This window comes from Sphingomonas sp. (assembly GCF_035944535.1).
In the GTDB taxonomy this organism is placed as follows: Bacteria; Pseudomonadota; Alphaproteobacteria; order Sphingomonadales; family Sphingomonadaceae; genus Sphingomonas_B.
Map to the genome: position 1 here is coordinate 70992 of NZ_DASZBC010000009.1, position 17411 is coordinate 88402.

The 17411-nt window shown below is 66.4% G+C and carries 16 protein-coding genes; 5 read left to right on the plus strand and 11 right to left on the minus strand.

The window, feature by feature from the left end:
• Nucleotides 1-48: 48 nt before the first annotated feature.
• From VGT77_RS09720 to VGT77_RS09730, 3 genes are read right to left on the minus strand one after another with little or no spacing between them, the layout of a single operon-like run.
• Nucleotides 49-993, minus strand: a complete 945-nt coding sequence (locus VGT77_RS09720; protein ID WP_327461991.1) for a glucokinase — start codon at nt 991-993, stop codon at nt 49-51.
• Entirely contained in the window at nt 994-3702 is a 2709-nt protein-coding gene (locus VGT77_RS09725) for an adenylate/guanylate cyclase domain-containing protein (RefSeq protein WP_327461993.1), read from the minus strand.
• A gap of 4 nt (nt 3703-3706) precedes the next feature.
• On the minus strand, nt 3707-5488 hold the full coding sequence (locus tag VGT77_RS09730) for an MBL fold metallo-hydrolase (RefSeq protein WP_327461995.1): 1782 nt from the start codon (nt 5486-5488) through the stop codon (nt 3707-3709).
• A gap of 103 nt (nt 5489-5591) precedes the next feature.
• Between VGT77_RS09730 and moaB the strand changes: the two genes are divergently transcribed.
• Together moaB and VGT77_RS09740 are read left to right on the plus strand one after the other, a co-directional pair.
• On the plus strand, nt 5592-6128 hold the full coding sequence (gene moaB / locus VGT77_RS09735) for a molybdenum cofactor biosynthesis protein B (RefSeq protein WP_327461997.1): 537 nt from the start codon (nt 5592-5594) through the stop codon (nt 6126-6128).
• Nucleotides 6125-7306 carry a molybdopterin molybdotransferase MoeA gene (locus VGT77_RS09740; RefSeq protein ID WP_327461999.1) on the plus strand — a complete coding sequence of 394 codons (1182 nt, stop codon included), beginning with the start codon at nt 6125-6127 and terminating at the stop codon, nt 7304-7306. The genes moaB and VGT77_RS09740 overlap by 4 nt, the downstream gene beginning before the upstream one ends.
• An 88-nt stretch (nt 7307-7394) precedes the next feature.
• Here the strand turns inward: VGT77_RS09740 and moaA are convergent, their stop codons facing one another.
• From moaA to VGT77_RS09760, 4 genes are all read right to left on the minus strand, one after another.
• Nucleotides 7395-8396 carry a GTP 3',8-cyclase MoaA gene (moaA, locus tag VGT77_RS09745; RefSeq protein ID WP_327462001.1) on the minus strand — a complete coding sequence of 334 codons (1002 nt, stop codon included), beginning with the start codon at nt 8394-8396 and terminating at the stop codon, nt 7395-7397.
• A 32-nt stretch (nt 8397-8428) separates the two neighbouring features.
• Nucleotides 8429-9988 (minus strand): glutamine-hydrolyzing GMP synthase, encoded by a 1560-nt coding sequence (gene guaA, locus VGT77_RS09750; RefSeq protein ID WP_327462003.1) that lies wholly within the window; start codon nt 9986-9988, stop codon nt 8429-8431.
• A gap of 62 nt (nt 9989-10050) precedes the next feature.
• Nucleotides 10051-10551, minus strand: coding sequence for a hypothetical protein (locus VGT77_RS09755; RefSeq protein ID WP_327462005.1), 501 nt, complete (start codon nt 10549-10551; stop codon nt 10051-10053).
• Between the two features lie 36 nt (nt 10552-10587).
• Nucleotides 10588-10890 carry a ribbon-helix-helix domain-containing protein gene (locus VGT77_RS09760; protein WP_327462007.1) on the minus strand — a complete coding sequence of 101 codons (303 nt, stop codon included), beginning with the start codon at nt 10888-10890 and terminating at the stop codon, nt 10588-10590.
• 57 nt (nt 10891-10947) lie between these two features.
• On the opposite strand from VGT77_RS09760, the gene VGT77_RS09765 reads away from it, so the two are divergent.
• Complete coding sequence (locus tag VGT77_RS09765) at nt 10948-11226, plus strand: hypothetical protein (protein WP_327462009.1); 279 nt, start codon at nt 10948-10950, stop codon at nt 11224-11226.
• A 200-nt stretch (nt 11227-11426) separates the two neighbouring features.
• On the opposite strand, the gene phbB is transcribed toward VGT77_RS09765, so the two are convergent.
• From phbB to VGT77_RS09785, 4 genes are all read right to left on the minus strand, one after another.
• Nucleotides 11427-12149: an acetoacetyl-CoA reductase gene (gene phbB / locus VGT77_RS09770; protein ID WP_327462011.1), complete on the minus strand. Its 723-nt coding sequence runs from the start codon at nt 12147-12149 to the stop codon at nt 11427-11429.
• 35 nt (nt 12150-12184) lie between these two features.
• Nucleotides 12185-13189 carry a ferrochelatase gene (hemH, locus tag VGT77_RS09775; protein WP_327462014.1) on the minus strand — a complete coding sequence of 335 codons (1005 nt, stop codon included), beginning with the start codon at nt 13187-13189 and terminating at the stop codon, nt 12185-12187.
• Nucleotides 13190-13286: 97 nt separating this feature from the next.
• Nucleotides 13287-15500 carry a xanthine dehydrogenase family protein molybdopterin-binding subunit gene (locus VGT77_RS09780; RefSeq protein WP_327462016.1) on the minus strand — a complete coding sequence of 738 codons (2214 nt, stop codon included), beginning with the start codon at nt 15498-15500 and terminating at the stop codon, nt 13287-13289.
• 20 nt (nt 15501-15520) lie between these two features.
• On the minus strand, nt 15521-16453 hold the full coding sequence (locus tag VGT77_RS09785) for a LysR substrate-binding domain-containing protein (RefSeq protein WP_327462018.1): 933 nt from the start codon (nt 16451-16453) through the stop codon (nt 15521-15523).
• Between the two features lie 114 nt (nt 16454-16567).
• On the opposite strand from VGT77_RS09785, the gene VGT77_RS09790 reads away from it, so the two are divergent.
• Nucleotides 16568-16756 carry a hypothetical protein gene (locus VGT77_RS09790; RefSeq protein ID WP_327462020.1) on the plus strand — a complete coding sequence of 63 codons (189 nt, stop codon included), beginning with the start codon at nt 16568-16570 and terminating at the stop codon, nt 16754-16756.
• A gap of 50 nt (nt 16757-16806) precedes the next feature.
• The gene (locus VGT77_RS09795) at nt 16807-17328 is read left to right on the plus strand and encodes a CAP domain-containing protein (protein ID WP_327462022.1); all 522 of its coding nucleotides are present in this window, start codon (nt 16807-16809) and stop codon (nt 17326-17328) included.
• Nucleotides 17329-17411 lie beyond the last annotated feature (83 nt).

Below are 17411 nucleotides of genomic sequence, written 5' to 3' on the forward strand. Positions count from 1 at the left end.
TCCCTGAGATGGGGCCCCGCTTTCCACCCCTGGAGCGGGGCCCTTCTTTTATCCGCCGTGCTCGGACAAGAAGGCAGCCGCGGCGCCGAGCAGCCCCGGCTGCGGGTGAGTGATCAGCTTGACCGGCAGCGTCTCCATTCGGGCCTGGAACCGGCCCTTGGCCGCGAACCGCTCCGGAAAGCTCGACGCGGGCAGATGCTCGGCAAGCCTCAGGCCCAGTCCGCCAGCGATCACCACCGCATCGGCGCCCTGCGCCAATGCAAGATCGCCGGCGGCCGAGCCGAGGATGCGGCAGAAACGGTCGAGTGCGGTGACAGCAACCGGGGCAGCGCCGGTCAGCGCCAGGCGCCACAGCTCGGCCGGCTCCGGGGGATCACGTCCGGTGATAGAGGCATAGATCTCGCCCAATCCCGCACCGGACAGCACCCGTTCGACCGAGACGCGCCCGAACCGCCCGGCTAAATCGTCGCGCAGGCGCTGCTCCTCACGGTCGAGCGGCGCGAACTCGATATGGCCCCCTTCAGTCGCGATGACCCGATCGCCTTCCGGCCCCCGCACCAGCATCGCGACGCCTAGCCCGGTGCCTGGCCCAACGATGCTGACGACGCCGCGTTCGGGGAGCGGCCGTTCGGGTCCGCAGATGTGCGTGAAGGTTTCGCAACGCGCAACGGCATGCGCCACCGCGGCGAAGTCGTTAACCAGGCTCAGCCGATCCACCCCGAGTTGAGCGTTGAGCCGGCTCCGCTCCAGCACCCAGCCGCTGTTCGTCAGCCGCACGACATCGCCGTCTGCCGGACCGGCGAGCGCAATCCCTGCGGCGGGCGGAAGCGGCCGGCCCAGCGCCTGCTCGAACGCACGCCATGCCTCGGGCAGGCCGGCAAACTCGCCCGTCTTGAGGACGGTCTCCGGCCCCAACGCGACCTTGCCGTCAGTCACAGTCGCCAGCGCAAAGCGCGCATGGGTGCCGCCGATATCGGCCGCAACGAGCTCCATCTACTTGGCCGTGAGCGACCAGACGCCGTCCCACTCCGGGGGCGGCGGCGCCTTGGCGAACTGGCGGCAGCGTTCGATATACATTGCCGACGGTCCGTCGCCGGCGACCACGCGGCAGGCGGCCGCAAAGGACCTTTCGGCCTCCTTCCAGCGCCGCTCGCGATAGGCCTTCAGGCCCTCGCTATAGGCGCCGAGCAACTCGTCCAAGGCCCCGTTCAGCCGTTCATGGGCATGGTCGAGCGACTCGTGCACCGCCACCGGATCGTCCTTGCCCTTGACCCGGATCAGATCGAGTTCGCGAGTCAGCGCCGGCCGGGTCAGGCTCGCGCGCGTCGATTCCGACAGCAGGATGCTGGTGCCGTAGAATTTGTTCGCGCCTTCCAGCCTGGAGGCCAAATTCACATTGTCGCCGATCACGGTGTACTCCATCCGCTTCGACGATCCGATATTTCCGACGATCACGTCGCCGGTGCTGATGCCGACGCCCACCTGAAGCGGCGGCTTGTTACCGGCGGCGCGCCTGGCATTGAGGTCGGCCAGGCAGACCAGCATCCGGTTCGCGGCGGCAAGCGCATTGTCGGCGTCGCTCGGCCCGGCGAACGGCGCGCCGAACAAGGCCATCATCGCGTCGCCGATATATTTGTCGAGGATGCCGCCATTCTCGAGAATGACGTCGACCATCTCCGTGAAATACTCGTTGAGCATGGCGACCGTCTCGCGGGCGCCGATCGCCTCCGCGATGGTGGTGAAGCCGCGCACGTCGGAGAAGAGGATGGAGACCGTCTGGTCGCGCCCGCCGAGCACGTCCTCGCCGGCCTGAAGCAGCTGGTCGGCCACTTCCTTGGACATATAGCGCGCCATTGTCGAGCGGACGCGCTTCTCCGCGGTGATGTCCTCCATCACCAGCATCGACCCGATCCGCTGCTCGTTCGCATCGATGAGCGGCGCGGCGGAGAGGTTGACCGAGGCAGGCACGTCGGTGGTGCGGACAAGCTCTGCATCCACCGCCAGCTGCGTCTCGCCCGACAGGGCGGAGCGTTCGAGCTTCTCCACCACCCAGCGGTTCTCGCCCGCGAACACCTGATCGACCGGCTTGCCGGCCAGGCTCTCGCGCACGCCGAGCAGTTCGAGCGCCGCGGTGTTGGCAGTGACGATCCTACTCTCGGCATCCAGCGTGATGAAGCCGTTGGACGTGCTCTCGAGGATGCTCTCATTGTAGTTTTTCATGCTGAGCACGTCGTCGAACAGCTTGGCATTCTCCAGGCTGACGGCGATCTGCGCCGAGAACGCCCGCAGGCGTGCCTCGTCCTTTTCGGAGAAGCAGCCGGCTCCCTTCTTGTTCAGCACCTGCGTCACACCGATGCGCCCGCCATGCTTGTTGACGATCGGCTGGCAGAGGATCGAGCGCGTGCGAAAACCGGTTTTCTGGTCGACGCTCTGGTCGAAGCGGGGGTCGGCATAGGGATCGGCGATGTTTTCGGCCCGGCCGCTGGTGAAAACCGCGCCGGCTATGCCCCGAGCGGCTGGGATGCGAATTTCGGTGATCGAGTCCCCTTCGGCGAAGATCGAGTAGAGTTCGTCCGTTTTCGGATCGTGAAGGAAGAGCGTCGAACGTTCGGCATTCAGCAGTTCCGTCGTCTCCCGCATGATCCGCGCGATCAGCAGGTCCAGCTGCAGTTCGCCGGCAAGATCGTGGCTGATCGCAAGGATGCGCTGCTCCTCACGCAGCGAGTCCAGCATGTGCTGGAAGCCGTGGAAGATGTCGGCATATTCGTCGGTCGAGAAGACCTGCAGTTCGACATCGTCGAGGCGGCCGCTTTCGACCAGCCGCATGGAATCGATCAGCCGCATCGCCGATCGCGACACTTCCTGCGCGGTCAGCAGCGCCATCATCACCGAGCCCAGGCCGCAGGCGAGCACGATGCCGACCATCCACGTGTAGAAGGGCCACATCATGCCTTCGGATGCGGTGACGCCTACCTGCGCGAACATGCGCTGGACCTTGAACACCATCGATGCCGCGAAGAAGATCAGCGGCAGCGTGGTCACGAAGATGGCGAGATAGAGCAACTTGCTCTTCAGCCGGACGGCGATCAGGCCTTCTCGATAATCCTGGGGAATGGTGCCGCCCAGCGCACCGCTCAAGCGGACGATCACCGGCTCCATTGCGCGGCTGACCGCGAAATATTCGAAGATGGCGTGGGTCGGCGAGGCGAAGAACAGGGTCATCGCGCAAAAGGCGAGGATCTGCCATTGCTCGTAACCGGCCCCGACCAGCCAGTTGGCTGAACTTAGCACCAGATAGACAAGCACGGTGACGAGCGGCCCATGCAGGAACGTCACGCGCAGAAACGAAAAATAGGGCAGGTTCAGCGCGCGGACCAAGCCTTCCGCGAGCACCGGCTCCGGCGCGTCGCCGCCGCGATCGAGCGACCGTAGCCCGTTCATCACCGGGACGGCATGGCGCCGGAGCACATACACGTCCGCCAGATTGTAGATGGCGACCGCAATCGGCAGCATGAGGAGGATGACCAGCCATTGATAGCCGGTCAGTTCCAGCCCTAGCAGCACCAGGGTCAGCGTGATCACAACCGCCGCCGCGCAGCCGCCCTGGTAAATCCAGATCAGCCGCCACAGCAACGCGCGCGCGCTGTCGCCACCTGCTTGTGCATGGGTGCGCCGTCGCAGCCTGGTGTTCTGAATGTTCACGGGCTCAGGCGGCCTTCAGCTGCGGCATGCAGAGTTCCGCTTCCACCGCGGCCGCCACATCGGCGAGCAGCTTCTTTTCCTCGTCCGACAAGTTGCGCGGCCGCACGTCGAGGATGCAGACTGTGCCGATCCTCTTGCCTTCCGGCGAATGCAGCACCGATCCCGCATAGAAGCGGATGCGCGGACCGTCCGAAACCATCGGATTGTCGCGGAAGCGATCGTCCTGCAGTGCGTCGGGCACGATCAAAATGTCCTCGTTTGCCGCAATCGCGTGGGCGCAGAAGCTCGTTTCGCGGGAGCTTTCGCAGACGTCGGTGCCGAAGCAGGATTTGAACCATTGCCGGTCCGCATCGACCAGGCTTACCAGCGCAATCGGCACGCGGAACAAGGCAGCCGCGATTCGCGTGTGACGGTCAAACCGCTCCTCTGCAGCCGTGTCGAGGATGCCGAGCCGATGCAGCGCCGCGACGCGTTCCTGTTCGTCGTCAGGCAGCGGCGGCCGCGCCCAATGGCATTCGGCGCGCATCAGCCAGGTGCGGACGCGGGTCCGTGCATATTCGACCGACCAGGGCTCTTCCAGCCGGTCCGAATACCCCCGATCCGCCGCTCCGGTGCCACCGAGCAGCACGAACGGCAATTCCGTGGCGCCCGCCGCTCCGCTCAGCCGAGCGGGCACGAAGGGCTGGGTCGCGAGCCCATCCTGCACCAGCACCAGCGACGGCATGGACGTCGCCGCAAACAAAGCAGCCTCGTCCAAGTCCCTGACGACGGACAGACGCACGGGCTCCTGCGCGATGGCCTTGCCGATCCGGTCGGCGACGTCCGTGTCCGTCGCGATCAGCAGCAGGACCGCGTCGTCCTGCGCGCCGCCTGTCCGCACCGCGCTGACGAGGTTGGTCTGCAGCTGTCCCGCCGATTGAACGTCTCTTGCGCCGAGGCTCAGCTCCAGCCCTTCATAAGCGGCAAAGACCTGCGGTTTGCCCTGGCCGATCTGCGCCTGCAGCCGGGCGACGATCTCGTCGATCTGCGCGTCGCTGCGCATCGGATCGTGGTGCGTGAGCGCAAGATGATCGGCGCCGGCGGCGCGGCCGATCGTCACCGCATATTCGACCGTGCTATGTCCCCAGCCCTGCTTCGCCGCATACTCGTCGGCGACATATTGCGCGTCGTGAATGACCAGATCGACACCGGCCATGAACTCGGCATGGGCAAGGTCTTCGCCATGGATCATGCCTTCCCCAACCGCCAGTTCGCGCGAATGTGGCTCGTGATCGCAGGAATAGACGAAGCTGGCGCCGTCGCAGTCGACCTTGAAAGCGAGCGTCAGCGCTGGATGGTTGAGATAGCGCGTGCAGATCGCGAAATCGTCAATCTGGAAACAGCCTTCGCCCAGATTATGGTAGCGGACATTGGCGCCGAACGCGTCGGGCGAGACTGGGAAATAGGTATATTCCATCTGCCCGGCGAGCGTGTCCTTCAGCGACTCGCCGAAGCCCTGGGGGGCGTAGATGTCCCAGCTGTTACCGGGCACGAACAAAGGCGCGAAAAAGGGAATACCCTGAATATGATCCCAATGGGTGTGGCTGATCAGGATATGGCCGCGGGTATTGCCGCCCTCGCGCAGGATCGCCTGACCCAGTTCGTGCGCGCCGGTGCCGCAATCGATGATCAGCCGCGTGCCGCTGTTCGACATGACCTCGACGCACGAGGTGTTGCCGCCATAGCGCACGGTCGAGGGCCCCGGCTTTGCCAAGGACCCGCGTGTTCCCCAAAATCTGATCTTCACGCCTTTCCCCCTCTCGCTGCCGATTTGAAGCGAGCCTGAGCAGCTTGTCCAGAGCTTCGATTGCGCGCAGTCATTTACGACACAGCTTTGGAGAAGATCGGCCGTGCCGGGCATCGACGAGACCCTCACCTTCCATCCGTTGCGCATCGCCGTGCTCACCATTTCCGACACACGGACGGAGGAGACGGACAGCTCAGGCCGTACGCTCGCCGAGCGGCTGACAGGGGCCGGGCACGTGCTCGCAGGCAAGCGCATCGTCGCTGACGATGTCGAGGCGATCCGGCAGCAGGTACGCGCCTGGGTCGCCGATCCTGAGGTGGACTTGATCCTCACCACCGGCGGCACCGGCTTCGCGCCGCGTGACGTGACTCCGGAAGCAGTGAAGCCGCTGTTCCGGCGCGAGATGGACGGCTTTTCCGTCGTCTTCCACCAAGCGAGCCTCGGCACGGTCGGAGTTGCGACGTTGCAGTCGCGCGCCTTTGCCGGACAGATAGAGGACACGTTCATCTTCTGCCTGCCCGGCTCCACCGGCGCGTGCCGCGACGCCTGGGATCTGGTGCTGGGCCTCGAGTTAGACAGCCGCCACCGCCCCTGCTCGCTCGCCGGCCAAATCCCGAGGCTGCGAGACATTTGCGCGTGATCTCCTTCGACGAGGCGGTGCGACTGGTCGCCGGCACGGCCAGGCCGCTGCCTGCGGAGACCGTCCGCCTGGCCGAGGCTCATGGCCGCGTGCTCGCCGCACCAGTGGTAGCCCAGGTCTCTTCTCCGTCCGCAGACGTGTCGGCGATGGATGGCTATGCCGTGCGCAAGGCCGGTCTCGATGGCTTGCCCGCTTCGCTCCGCATCATTGGCCAGTCCTTCCCGGGCGCCGGCTATCCGGGGCAGCTAGAGACTGGCACCTGCGTCCGCATCTTCACCGGAGCTCCCGTGCCTGACGGTGCCGATTGGGTGATGATGCAGGAGAATGTGCGCTGTGATGGCGAAACGGCCATCGTCGAGGACATCGGGTCAGGGCCGCACATCCGCCGCGTAGGCTCGGACTTCCGTGCCGGCGAGACGCTGCTGCAGGCGGGCACGCTGCTCTCCCCCCGCGCACTGGTCGCGGCAGCGGCGGCCGACATCGCCGAACTGACTGTGCACCGCCGTCCCCGAGTCCGCCTGCTCGCGACGGGGGACGAGCTTGCCAATCCGGGGGCTGCCCGGCTCTGCGCCGGCGCCATTCCCGAAAGCATCTCGTTCGGCGTGGCGGCACTGGCGCGGCAATGGGGGGCGGAACCGGTCGGGAGCGTCCGTCTGCGCGACGATCTCGCGGCGATGCAGCCGCGCGCCCGGGCGGCCTGCGAAGGGGTGGACCTGCTGGTGGTCACCGGCGGCGCGTCGGTGGGCGAGCGCGACTTTGCCAAAACGATGTTCGGTGACGCGCTGGAGCTGGTCTTCTCCAAGGTCGCCATCAAGCCTGGCAAGCCGGTCTGGCTGGGCCGTGTGGGCGAGGTGCTGGTGATGGGGCTGCCGGGGAATCCCACCTCGGCGCTTGTCACCGCGCGCCTGCTGCTCGCCCCCTTGATCGCAGGGCTGACCGGCCGCGATCCGGCCGAGGCGCTGCGGTGGCGCACCTTTCCCCTCTCTGAGCCGCTGGAGGCAGCGGGCGATCGGGAGACCTTCTCCCGCGCAAAAATGGAAGGCGAGACCCTCTGCCTTCTCTCCAACCAGGATTCCGGCGCGCAGAAGATGCTCGTCGCCGCCGACCTGCTCGTCCGGCGTCCGGCTGGAGAGGTAGGACTTGCGGCGGGCGAGACGGTGCAGGTGCTTGATTTCTAATCCCCACCGTCATTGCGAGGAGCGGAGCGACGAAGCAATCCATGTGCCCCGGAGCTGGATTGCTTCGCTCCGCTTGCAATGACGAAAGTTACCCCCCCGTGACACTCATGTGCCGAGCGGTAGCCGGCGCGGCGGCGGCGATGTCGAAGCGGTGCCGCTCCGGCTTGCCCGCGAGCAGCCGGTCGAGCGCGGCGTTCACGGCCTCGGTTCCGCCCCTGCGCAGCAGGTCGCGCAGCTCGACCTTCTGATCATGGCCGAGGCAGCCATAGACGGTGCCCGTCGCCGCCACCCGGATGCGATTGCAGCCGGCGCAGAAATTGTTGGTGAGCGGCGTGATCAGTCCGAGGCGAACGCCGCTGCGTGCCACGTCCCAGTAGCGCGCGGGGCCACCGGTCCGCGCCAGGCTCGGGATCAGCTCGAAGCGGCGTTCCAGCTCCCGCTTCACGCGATCGAGCGGGAGGTATCGGTCGGAGCGGTCGCCCTCGACATCGCCCAGCGGCATGGTCTCGATCAGCGTCAGGTCGTGCCCCTCGTCCGTGCACCAGGCGAGCATATCGCCAATCTCGTCGTCGTTCAGGCCGTTCAGGGCTACCATGTTAATCTTGATGCGCAGCCCCGCCGTCTTGGCCGCGTCGATGCCAGCCAGCACCTGCGCCAGCTCGCCCCGGCGCGTGATGTGCCGGAACCGCTCGGGGTCGCGGCTGTCGAGGCTGACATTGATCCGCCGCACGCCTGCTTCGAAGAGCAAGGGTGCGAAGCGCACCAGCTGCGTGCCGTTGGTGGTGAGCGTCAGTTCGTCGAGCCCGTGCCCGATGCGGGCGCCCAGCCGCTCGATCAGCGTCTCGATCCCACGCCTGACCAGCGGTTCGCCGCCAGTCAGCCTTATCCGGGTGACGCCGCGCGCAATGAACAGCTCGCCGAGCGCCCCCAGCTCCTCCAGCGACAATATGTCCTGCTTGGGCAGGAACGTCATTGCCTCCGCCATGCAATAGCGGCAGCGCAGGTCGCAGCGATCGGTGACCGACAGGCGGACATAGCTGATCCGCCGGCCATAGCCGTCGATCATCGCTCTGCCGGAACCAGTCTCCATCCGCTCATTCTACGCCGCGCAGGCCGCCGCGCCTACTCCCACTCGATGGTACCGGGCGGCTTTGACGTATAGTCATAAGTTACGCGATTGATGCCCTGCACTTCGTTGACGATCCGCGTCGCCACCCGCGACAGGAAATGCGGGTCGAAGGGGAAGATGTCGGCCGTCATGCCGTCGGTCGAGGTCACCGCCCGCAGCGCACAGACATATTCATAGGTGCGGTAGTCGCCCATCACGCCGACGGTGCGCACCGGCAACAGCACCGCGAACGCCTGCCAGATCGCATCATAGAGCCCGGCATTGCGAATCTCCTCCAGGTAGATCGCGTCCGCCTTGCGGAGGATGTCGCATTTCTCCTTGGTGACTTCGCCCGGGATGCGGATCGCGAGGCCGGGGCCGGGGAACGGGTGCCGGCCGACGAACGCATCGGGCAGTCCCAGCTCGCGCCCCAGCTCGCGCACTTCGTCCTTGAACAGTTCGCGCAAGGGTTCGACGAGCTTCATGTTCATCCGCTCGGGGAGCCCGCCGACATTATGGTGGCTCTTGATCGTGACGGACGGGCCACCGGTGAAGCTGACGCTCTCGATCACGTCCGGGTAGAGAGTGCCTTGCGCCAGGAAGTCGGCGCCGCCGATCTTCTTCGCTTCATCCTCGAATACGTCGATGAAGGTCTTGCCGATGAATTTGCGCTTCGCCTCGGGATCGCTCACGCCCGCCAGGCCAGAGAGGAACAGCGTCTCGGCGTTCACATGGACGAGCGGGATATTGTAGCTGTTGCGGAACAGCGAGACGACCTGTTCCGCCTCGCCTTTGCGCATCAGCCCGTGGTCGACGAAGACGCAGGTCAGCTGGTCTCCGATCGCCTCGTGAATCAGCACCGCCGCAACCGCCGAGTCTACTCCGCCGGAGAGGCCGCAGATCACTTTACCCTTGCCGACCTGGGCGCGGATGTCGGCGATCTTGGTCTGGCGGTACTCGGCCATCGTCCAGTCGCCCGGGCAGCCGCAAATGTGGCGCACGAAGTTGGACAGCAATTTGCCGCCGTCGGGCGTGTGCACCACCTCGGGGTGGAACATGAGGCTGTAGAAGCGCCGCGCCTCGTCGGTCGCGACTGCATAGGGCGCCCCCTCCGATTGAGCGACGACGCTGAAGCCCTCGGGCAGCCGCTCGACGCGGTCGCCATGGCTCATCCAGACCTGATGCTTCTCGCCCTCCGCCCAAAGCCCGTCGAACAGCGCCGATCGCCCGCTAATCTCGATATAGGCGCGCCCGAATTCCCGGCTTTCGGACGGCGCGACGGCACCGCCGAGCTGGTGCGACATGGTCTGCTGGCCATAGCAGATGCCGAGGATCGGCAAGCCGGCATCGAAGATGTGCTGCGGCGCCCGCGGGCTGTCCTCCCAAGTGACGGAAGACGGCCCACCGGACAGAATAATGCCCTTCGGCCGCAGCCGCTCAAAGGCTTCGGCGGCCGCGTTGAACGGCGCGATCTCGGAATAGACGCCCGCTTCGCGCACCCGCCTGGCGATCAGCTGCGTGACCTGGCTGCCGAAATCGATAATCAGGATCGAGTCATGCGCATGGATTTCCATGCGCCGAGGCTGTTAAAGCCTGACCGGCTATCATCAACCCCGTTCGTGTTGAGCGAAGCAACTCACCTGCGTGCGAGCGCGTCTCCCAGATCGACATCGACCACGCGGCCGTCGCGGACGGAGCAGCGGAAGCTCCAGCTTTCCGGGCGGTCGCGCCAGCCGCGGCGCGCATCGACCACGCCGTCGACGTTCCACCCGCCAGAGGTGCGCTCGACACCGTTGATGTCGCGCACCACGGCGCGGAAGCCGCGGTCATAGCCCTCGCGCTCGGCGGCCTGGGCGCAGGCGTCGACGGCGCCATCTTCCGATCCGGCAAAGACCGGCGCGGGCGCGGCGCGATCGGCGAAACGCCCGCCGCTGCGTGCATAGCCTTCGCGGGCAGCCCGCCAGGCCTCGCGCGCCGACACCGCGGCGTCGGCTGCCGCACGCTCGGCAGCCACCGCCGCTTCGCCGACGGCGCGGCCTATGTCGCGCGACAGCGCGGGATCCACCAGTTGCGCAGAGGCAGCGCCGCTGCCCGCCAAAGTCGCGCCCAAGGCTGCGACCAGTACAAGCTTGTTCATGCCAAACACTCCATCCCCGCAAGAAAGATCGGGTGCTTATACCGGTTCCAACTGAGTGGCCGATGAATGACTTAGAGCCTGCGCGAACAGCCAGACCCGGATGGCGCTGGCAAGATTGGGGGGCGCAGTGAGCGCAATCCGCTCCGCATCGATCTGCGCGACCAGCGCTGACAAGGGCAGCTTCGCTCCCCGCGCCGCTTGTTCAAGCGCCGACCAGAAGATGGGCTCAAGACTGATCGAGGTCGGGTGCCCGGCTATGGTGATCGATCGCTTGACCGGAGAGTGGAATGGCGTGCTCACCGGGCGAATGTAAGAAAATGTTGCTGCGGCAGCCAGCATGTTGCCGGAGCAGATGACAGCGCTATCTCCCGCCCATCTAAAGTTCGGGAGCAGATCATGATTTCGGCATTGATGCTCTTCGCGGCCGCCACAGGGCAGGTCATCGAAACGCGCGGTGACGGTGCGCTGGTGCGGCCGTCGCGCGCTGTCGCAGTCGGCGAAACGCTTGCGGTGCAGCGGCTGGAGCCTGCGCCGGGCGCGCCGGGCCGCGCACCCTTTTTCCGCTGGAGCAAGGCGGCCAAGGTCCGCGTAACGGCGCTGCGTTCGGACGGCACCGCCGAAGTGGCGCTGGTTCGCGGCCGCCTTGCTGCGGGCGATCGGGTGGTCGTGGACTGACGCCACACTTCTGACCACCTCCGCTCGTCATCCCCGCGTAAGCGGGGACCCAGCCTCTTCACTTCCCTTCTAGGTTCCCGCGTTCGCGGGAATGACGAGCGAGAGATATGCTGCGGACGGCAAAACCGTCGGCCGGGCTCGGCTCGGGCCGGCCCGCCGGCCGTGCCGGCGCGTGCTTCGCACCGGCACGCCTCGCGCCGTCAGTACATATGTTGCCCGCCGTTGATGCTGAGCGTCGAGCCGGTGACGAAGCCGGCATCCTCGGCACACAGGAAGGCAACGCCGCGGGCAATCTCTTCCGCCTTGCCGAGCCGGCCGACCGGGATTTTGGCGACGATCTTCTCCAGCACGTCCGGCGGCACGGCGGCGACCATGTCCGTGTCGATATAGCCCGGTGCGATCGCGTTCACTGTAATTCCGGCGCGCGCGCCTTCCTGCGCGAGCGCCTTGGTGAAGCCGTGAATGCCCGACTTGGCCGCGGCGTAATTCACCTGGCCGTACTGACCGGCTTGACCGTTGATCGAGCCAATATTGACGACGCGCCCATATTTGCGCGCGTTCATCCCGTCCCACACGGCCTTGGCCATGTTGAAGCAGCCGCCCAGATTGGTGTCGATCACTTCGTCCCAGGCCTGGCGATTCATCCGCTTCATCGTACCGTCGCGGGTAATGCCGGCATTGTTGACGAGCACGTCGACGGGTCCGAGCTCAGCCTCCACCTGCTGGACGCCCGCGAGGCACGCTTCGAGGTCGGCCACGTCCCATTTATAGGCCTTGATGCCGGTGCGCTCGGTGAACTCGCGCGCGCGCTCGTCATTGCCTGCGTAATTGGCTGCCACGGTCATGCCGGCGTCCCTGAGTGCCAGGCTGATCGCTTCGCCGATGCCCCGCGTGCCGCCCGTGACGATCGCTACTCGTGCCATTCGCTTCCTCTCCCTCTGATGGGTTTGAAGCTTCCCTACGAAGGCGGCACCCAGCCCGCAAGTTCACGCGCAAGTAAGGTGCGCAGCAGCGTCATGCCTTCATCGCTGTCATTGAGGCATTCGAGATAGGCGAAGTCCTTGCCGCCCGCACCCAGGAAGCTTTCCCGGCCCCGGATCGCCAGCTCCTCGAGCGTCTCCAGGCAATCGACGCTGAAGCCCGGCGCCACCACGGCCACCCGCTCCACGCCTCGGCCGGGCAGCGCCTCCAGCACCTTATCCGTCGCCGGCTCCAGCCATTTGGCGCGACCGAAGCGCGACTGGAAGCTGATCTCCAGCGGCCGGTCGAGCGCTTCCTGCAACAGCCGCGCCGTCTTCTGGCAGTGGCAGTGATAGGGATCGCCCAGCTCCAGCGTCCGCTGCGGCATGCCGTGAAAGCTCGCCAGGATCAGCTGCGGCTCGAATGGCAGCGCCGCCAACTGCTGTTCGATCGAGGCCTTGAGCGCATCGATATAGGCGGGATCGTCGTGGTAAGGCGGCAGCGTACGAATCGCCGGCTGCCAGCGCATGCGCGACAGCAGCTCGAACGCCTTGTCGTTGGCCGTCGCCGTCGTGGCTGCGCAATATTGCGGATACATGGGCGCGAGCAGAATGCGCTCGCATCCGGCCGCCTTCATCGCACCAAGCCGATCCGCAATCGAAGGCGAACCGTAGCGCATCGCCCAATCCACCACGACGTCCCTCCCAAAGGCTCCGGCAAGCTTCTCCGCCTTTGCCTTTGTGTAGCGCGCGAGCGGGGAGCCGTGCTCGGTCCAAACAAGACCATAGGCGTGAGCCGATTTCTTCGGGCGCGTGTTGAGCACGATGCCGCGCAGGATCGGCTGCCACGCAATCGGCGGAATCTCGACCACGCGTCGGTCCGACAGGAACTCGGCCAAGTAGCGCCGCACGGCGGGTGCCGTCGGCGCGTCGGGCGTGCCCAGGTTGATCAGCAGAACGCCGATCTTGGGCATGGGAATGTGCGGGTGGTCTGCGGGCCTCATCAACACACTCCGTCCGGGCTGAGCCTGTCGAAGCCCTGTCTCCTTTGTCCCCTAAGCAAGAAAAGCAGGCCTTCGACAAGCTCAGGCCGAACGGTGTTTAGGCGTTCGACCTTATCGGAAGCCGCCGAAACCGCCGCCCCGTCGCCGCAAACAGCGCGTTCGCAAGCGCAGGCCCGACCGGCGGCACCGCCAGCTCACTCGCGCCGCCCGGCTCTTCATTGCTCGGCAACAGCTCGACGCTGATCTCGGGTGTGTCGGCGAGCCGCGGCAGGTTCAGGTCGGCCAGTCGCCGCGCCCGCGTCAGCCCGCTCTCGAACCCCGGCGCGCAGCCGATCGCCGCGGCAAGGCCGAAGATCAGCCCGCCCTCCATCTGCTGGCGTACGATGTCGGGATGGATCATCCGCCCGACATCGGCGACCGCGACCAGCCGGTCGCACCTCACCCGTCCGCTCTCGGTCCGCGCCTCGACAAGCACGGCGATGAAGCTGCCGTGCGCGGCATGAACGGCAATCCCCTGCCCCGTCCCCGCCTCGCCACCCTGCCAGCCGCCCAGCGCGGCGACGGTCGACAGGCATCGCGCCAGCCGCGGCTGCTGGCCCAGCATCGCCATGCGGAAGGAGAAAGGCTCGGTGCCCGCCGCTCGCGCCAGTTCGTCGACGAAGCTTTCGGTGAAGAAGCAGGTGTAGCTATGCGCGGCTGAGCGCCAATAGCCGATCGGAAGCTTCGGGTCGGCCAAATGATGATCGACCGCGAGATTGGCGATGCCATAGGGAGTTTCCGCCCCCGCTACGGCGAAGCCATCCGCCTCGCCGATCAGCGAGCGCGCCACCGCTTCGTTCGGCAGCAGCGTTCGCGCCACCGCCGCGCCGTAGGCAGGCGCCGCGACCTTGGCGAGCAACCCGGCCACGCGGCCGCCACTCACCCGTCCGGTCATCTGTGCCCTTGCCGGCGGCCGGAAGCGCCCCTGCAAGATCGCTTCGGCACGGCTCCAGAAAAGCTGCACGGGGCGCTTCAGCTCGCGGCTGAGATGCCCTGCCTGCACCGCCGCTTCGCTGCTCATGCCCCGGCCAAAGCCGCCACCGACCTGCATCGGGTGGATGACGATCTTAGAGGGATCGAGGTCCAGCGACCGCGCGACCACCTGCCGCGCCGCTTCCGGCGCGATTGTCGACAGCCAGAGCGACAGCGCGCCGTCGCTCCACGACGCCGTGGCGGTGACCGGCTCCAGCGCTGCATGGGCCGCCGCCTCGACCTGATACTCCGCGGTGATCACCGTCGCGTCGCGGAAACTGGCGGCAAGATCGCCTCGGTCCACGATCCGGAAGCCATCGCCGTCCAGCGCGTCCCTCAGCGCCTTCGCGATCGATGCGTCGTCGAGCAGCGGATCGCGTGTCTCGAAACGCGGGCGGAGCGCGTCGAGAGCCCGTTCCGCCGCCCAGCTGGTGGTGGCGACCGCCGCGACCCATTCGCGCGTGCTGACCAGTTGCAGCACGCCCCGCACCCGCTCCGCAGCCTTGACGTCGCCACCGACATAGCGGTGCACGCCGACCGGACCCTGGCGCATCGCCGCATAGACCATGTTCGGCAGCCGCACGTCGGCGGCGAAATCGACCGAGCCATCGAGCTTGGCCGGCGTGTCGAGGCGCGGCAGCGACTGGCCGGTCAGCTTGCCCATGCGGAGTGGCAGCGGCTCGGGCGCATCCTCTTCCACCGCATCTGCGGCGAGATCGGCGAAGCGCAGCCTCTTGCCCGAATGAACGACAAAGCCCCCCTCTGCCTCGCACTCCTGCCAGTCCACCTCCCAACGCCGTGCCGCCACCTTGCAAAGCCGCACGCGCGCCGCGGCCGCCGCTTCGCGCATCGGCTGCTCGTACATTCGCACGGTGGTGGAGCCCGCCGTCACCATCGCCGCGGACCGCGTCGCCAGCGTGTCCGCGAACGAAGCGAACGACGGAGCTACGCCCTGGGAGAGCTCCTGCAGGAACAGCCGATTGGCATAAAGCGGATTGATCGGCGCTGCCTCGACGGCGACCGTCCGCCAATCCGCGCCCAGTTCGTCCGCTATGATCTGCGGCAGGGTGGTAAACGCGCCTTGCCCGGTCTCCACCTGCGGCACCGCGACGATCACGCGGCCATCCTCGGCAATCTTCAGGTAAGGACCATTGATGTGCTCGCCGCGCCCGGCGACGAGATTGACCGGATAGTCGCGCGGCCACAGGCTCCAGACGACGACGAGCCCCACGCCCAGCCCGCCGGTGACCAGCAGCCGCCGGCGCGTGATCGAAGGTCCCGGAGCATCGCTGGCGCGCATCGCGCTTCTGATAGTCGGGCCTATGCGCCAGCGCCAACCGGTTGGCGGAAATATTCGGTCGGCCCCAGTTTCGCTTCCGCGGCGATCGTCTCCAGCATCCAGTCGCGGAACATCCTCACCTTACGGACCTGTCGGCGATGCTCAGGATAGACCAGCCAGAAATCGCTTGGGTCATAGGCGACGTCGTCGAGCACGGGCACCAGCCGCCCGGCCGCAATCTCCGTCCTCCACAGCATCGGGTTCAGAAGCGCAATGCCGAGCCCCGCCATCGCGGCCTGACCCTCGGCGATCTGGGTGTCGAGCCGTATCCCCCGCGGCGCCTCCGGCGAAGGCGTGCCGCCGATCTGCTTGCGCCAGACTTCCCACCAGCTGTCGTCCGGGCTGATCCGCGCGTGCCGCATCACCCCTTCGAGCGTGCGGATGGAGGGATGCTCCTCCAGAAAAGCAGGGCTGGCGAAGACCATCAGCGGCATGCGCATCAGGAAATGTGCGCACAGTCCCGGCCAGCCGCCTCGGCCGCCCCGGACCGCGACATCAACATCGTCGCGCGCGAAATCGACCAGGCTGTTGGACGTGTGCAGCCGCACCGCTACATCGGGCACCCTGATCTGGAACGCGCCGATCCGCGGCGCCAACCAGTTGGGCCCGAAAGTCGTCGAGCAGCTCACCGTCAGCACCGACTCGTTGCTGGACCGCGCGACATCGAAGGCGCCGTCGAGATCGTCGAACGCCTTGGCGACCAGCGGGCCGATCCGCCGCCCCGTTTCGCTCAGCGCCACGCGCCCGCGCTCCCGCACGAACAGGCTGACGCCCAGCCGCTCTTCCAGCAGCTTGATCTGATAGCTGACCGCCGCCTGGGTCATGCCCAGTTCCTGCGCGGCGCTGGTGAAATTCTGATGCCGTGCAGCGGCTTCGAACACCCGGACGGCGGCAAGGGGAGGCAGTCTGCGCATCAGCTCTCCTGATATGCCAGCCTTATGCCCTGCGTCCAACGCTTTGTTGGCATTCCGTTCCCGCAACGATCATCAAGAGGCTGCACCTCAGCCCCCGCAGACAGGAGCAGCAAAATGCGCGACGAACATGATGATCGCATCTATCAGGCCTTTCGTGGACAGCTCGGCAACGATATCGCCCGGCTGGTCAAATCGGTCGCTTACGCCTTCGATCGCCTCACGGCCCGCCTCTACGACGCGCCCTGGTCCAAAGGGAACAGGGCAGTTGAAGGGCAATGCGGCAAAGGGTTCACCACGCTTTAACCGTAACGATCAGGCGGCATTTTACCGGCTGCCGCGCAGAGTGGAGAGCGATGAAATCGCTCCGGATTCTCTGGGCGGCGGCCGTCGCCGCATCAGCTCCGCTGATGACCGGAGCGGTCGACCGCACTGCCGGTCTGGAGCAGCGGCTGCTCGCCGCGCATAACCGTGAGCGCCTCCGCGTCGGCGTACCCGCGCTCGCTTGGGACAAGGCACTTGCCGCCGATGCCGCGATCTGGGCCGATGCGCTGGCCCGCACCAACAGCTTCGAACATTCACCGGCCGACCCGTCCGATCCCGATGTTCAGGGCGAGAATCTCTGGGCCGGCACGCCCGGCGCCTGGGCGCCCGAAGAGATGGTCGGATACTGGGTCGATGAAAAGCACGACTACAGGCCCGGCATCTTCCCCGCCGTGTCGCGCTCCGGCGATCTCGAGAAGGTCGGTCATTACACCCAGCTGATCTGGCGCAGCACGCGCAAGGTCGGCTGCGCGCTCGCGCGCTCCCAAAAGGAAGACATCCTCGTCTGCCGCTATTCCGAAGGCGGCAACGTCATCGGCGAAGCGGTGACCTGAAGCACTGATGGGCATGAGCCGAGATGTTACGCAGCCGAACTGTAAGGCTGTAGCAAGGATCTGCGGGGCATCTTGACCAACGT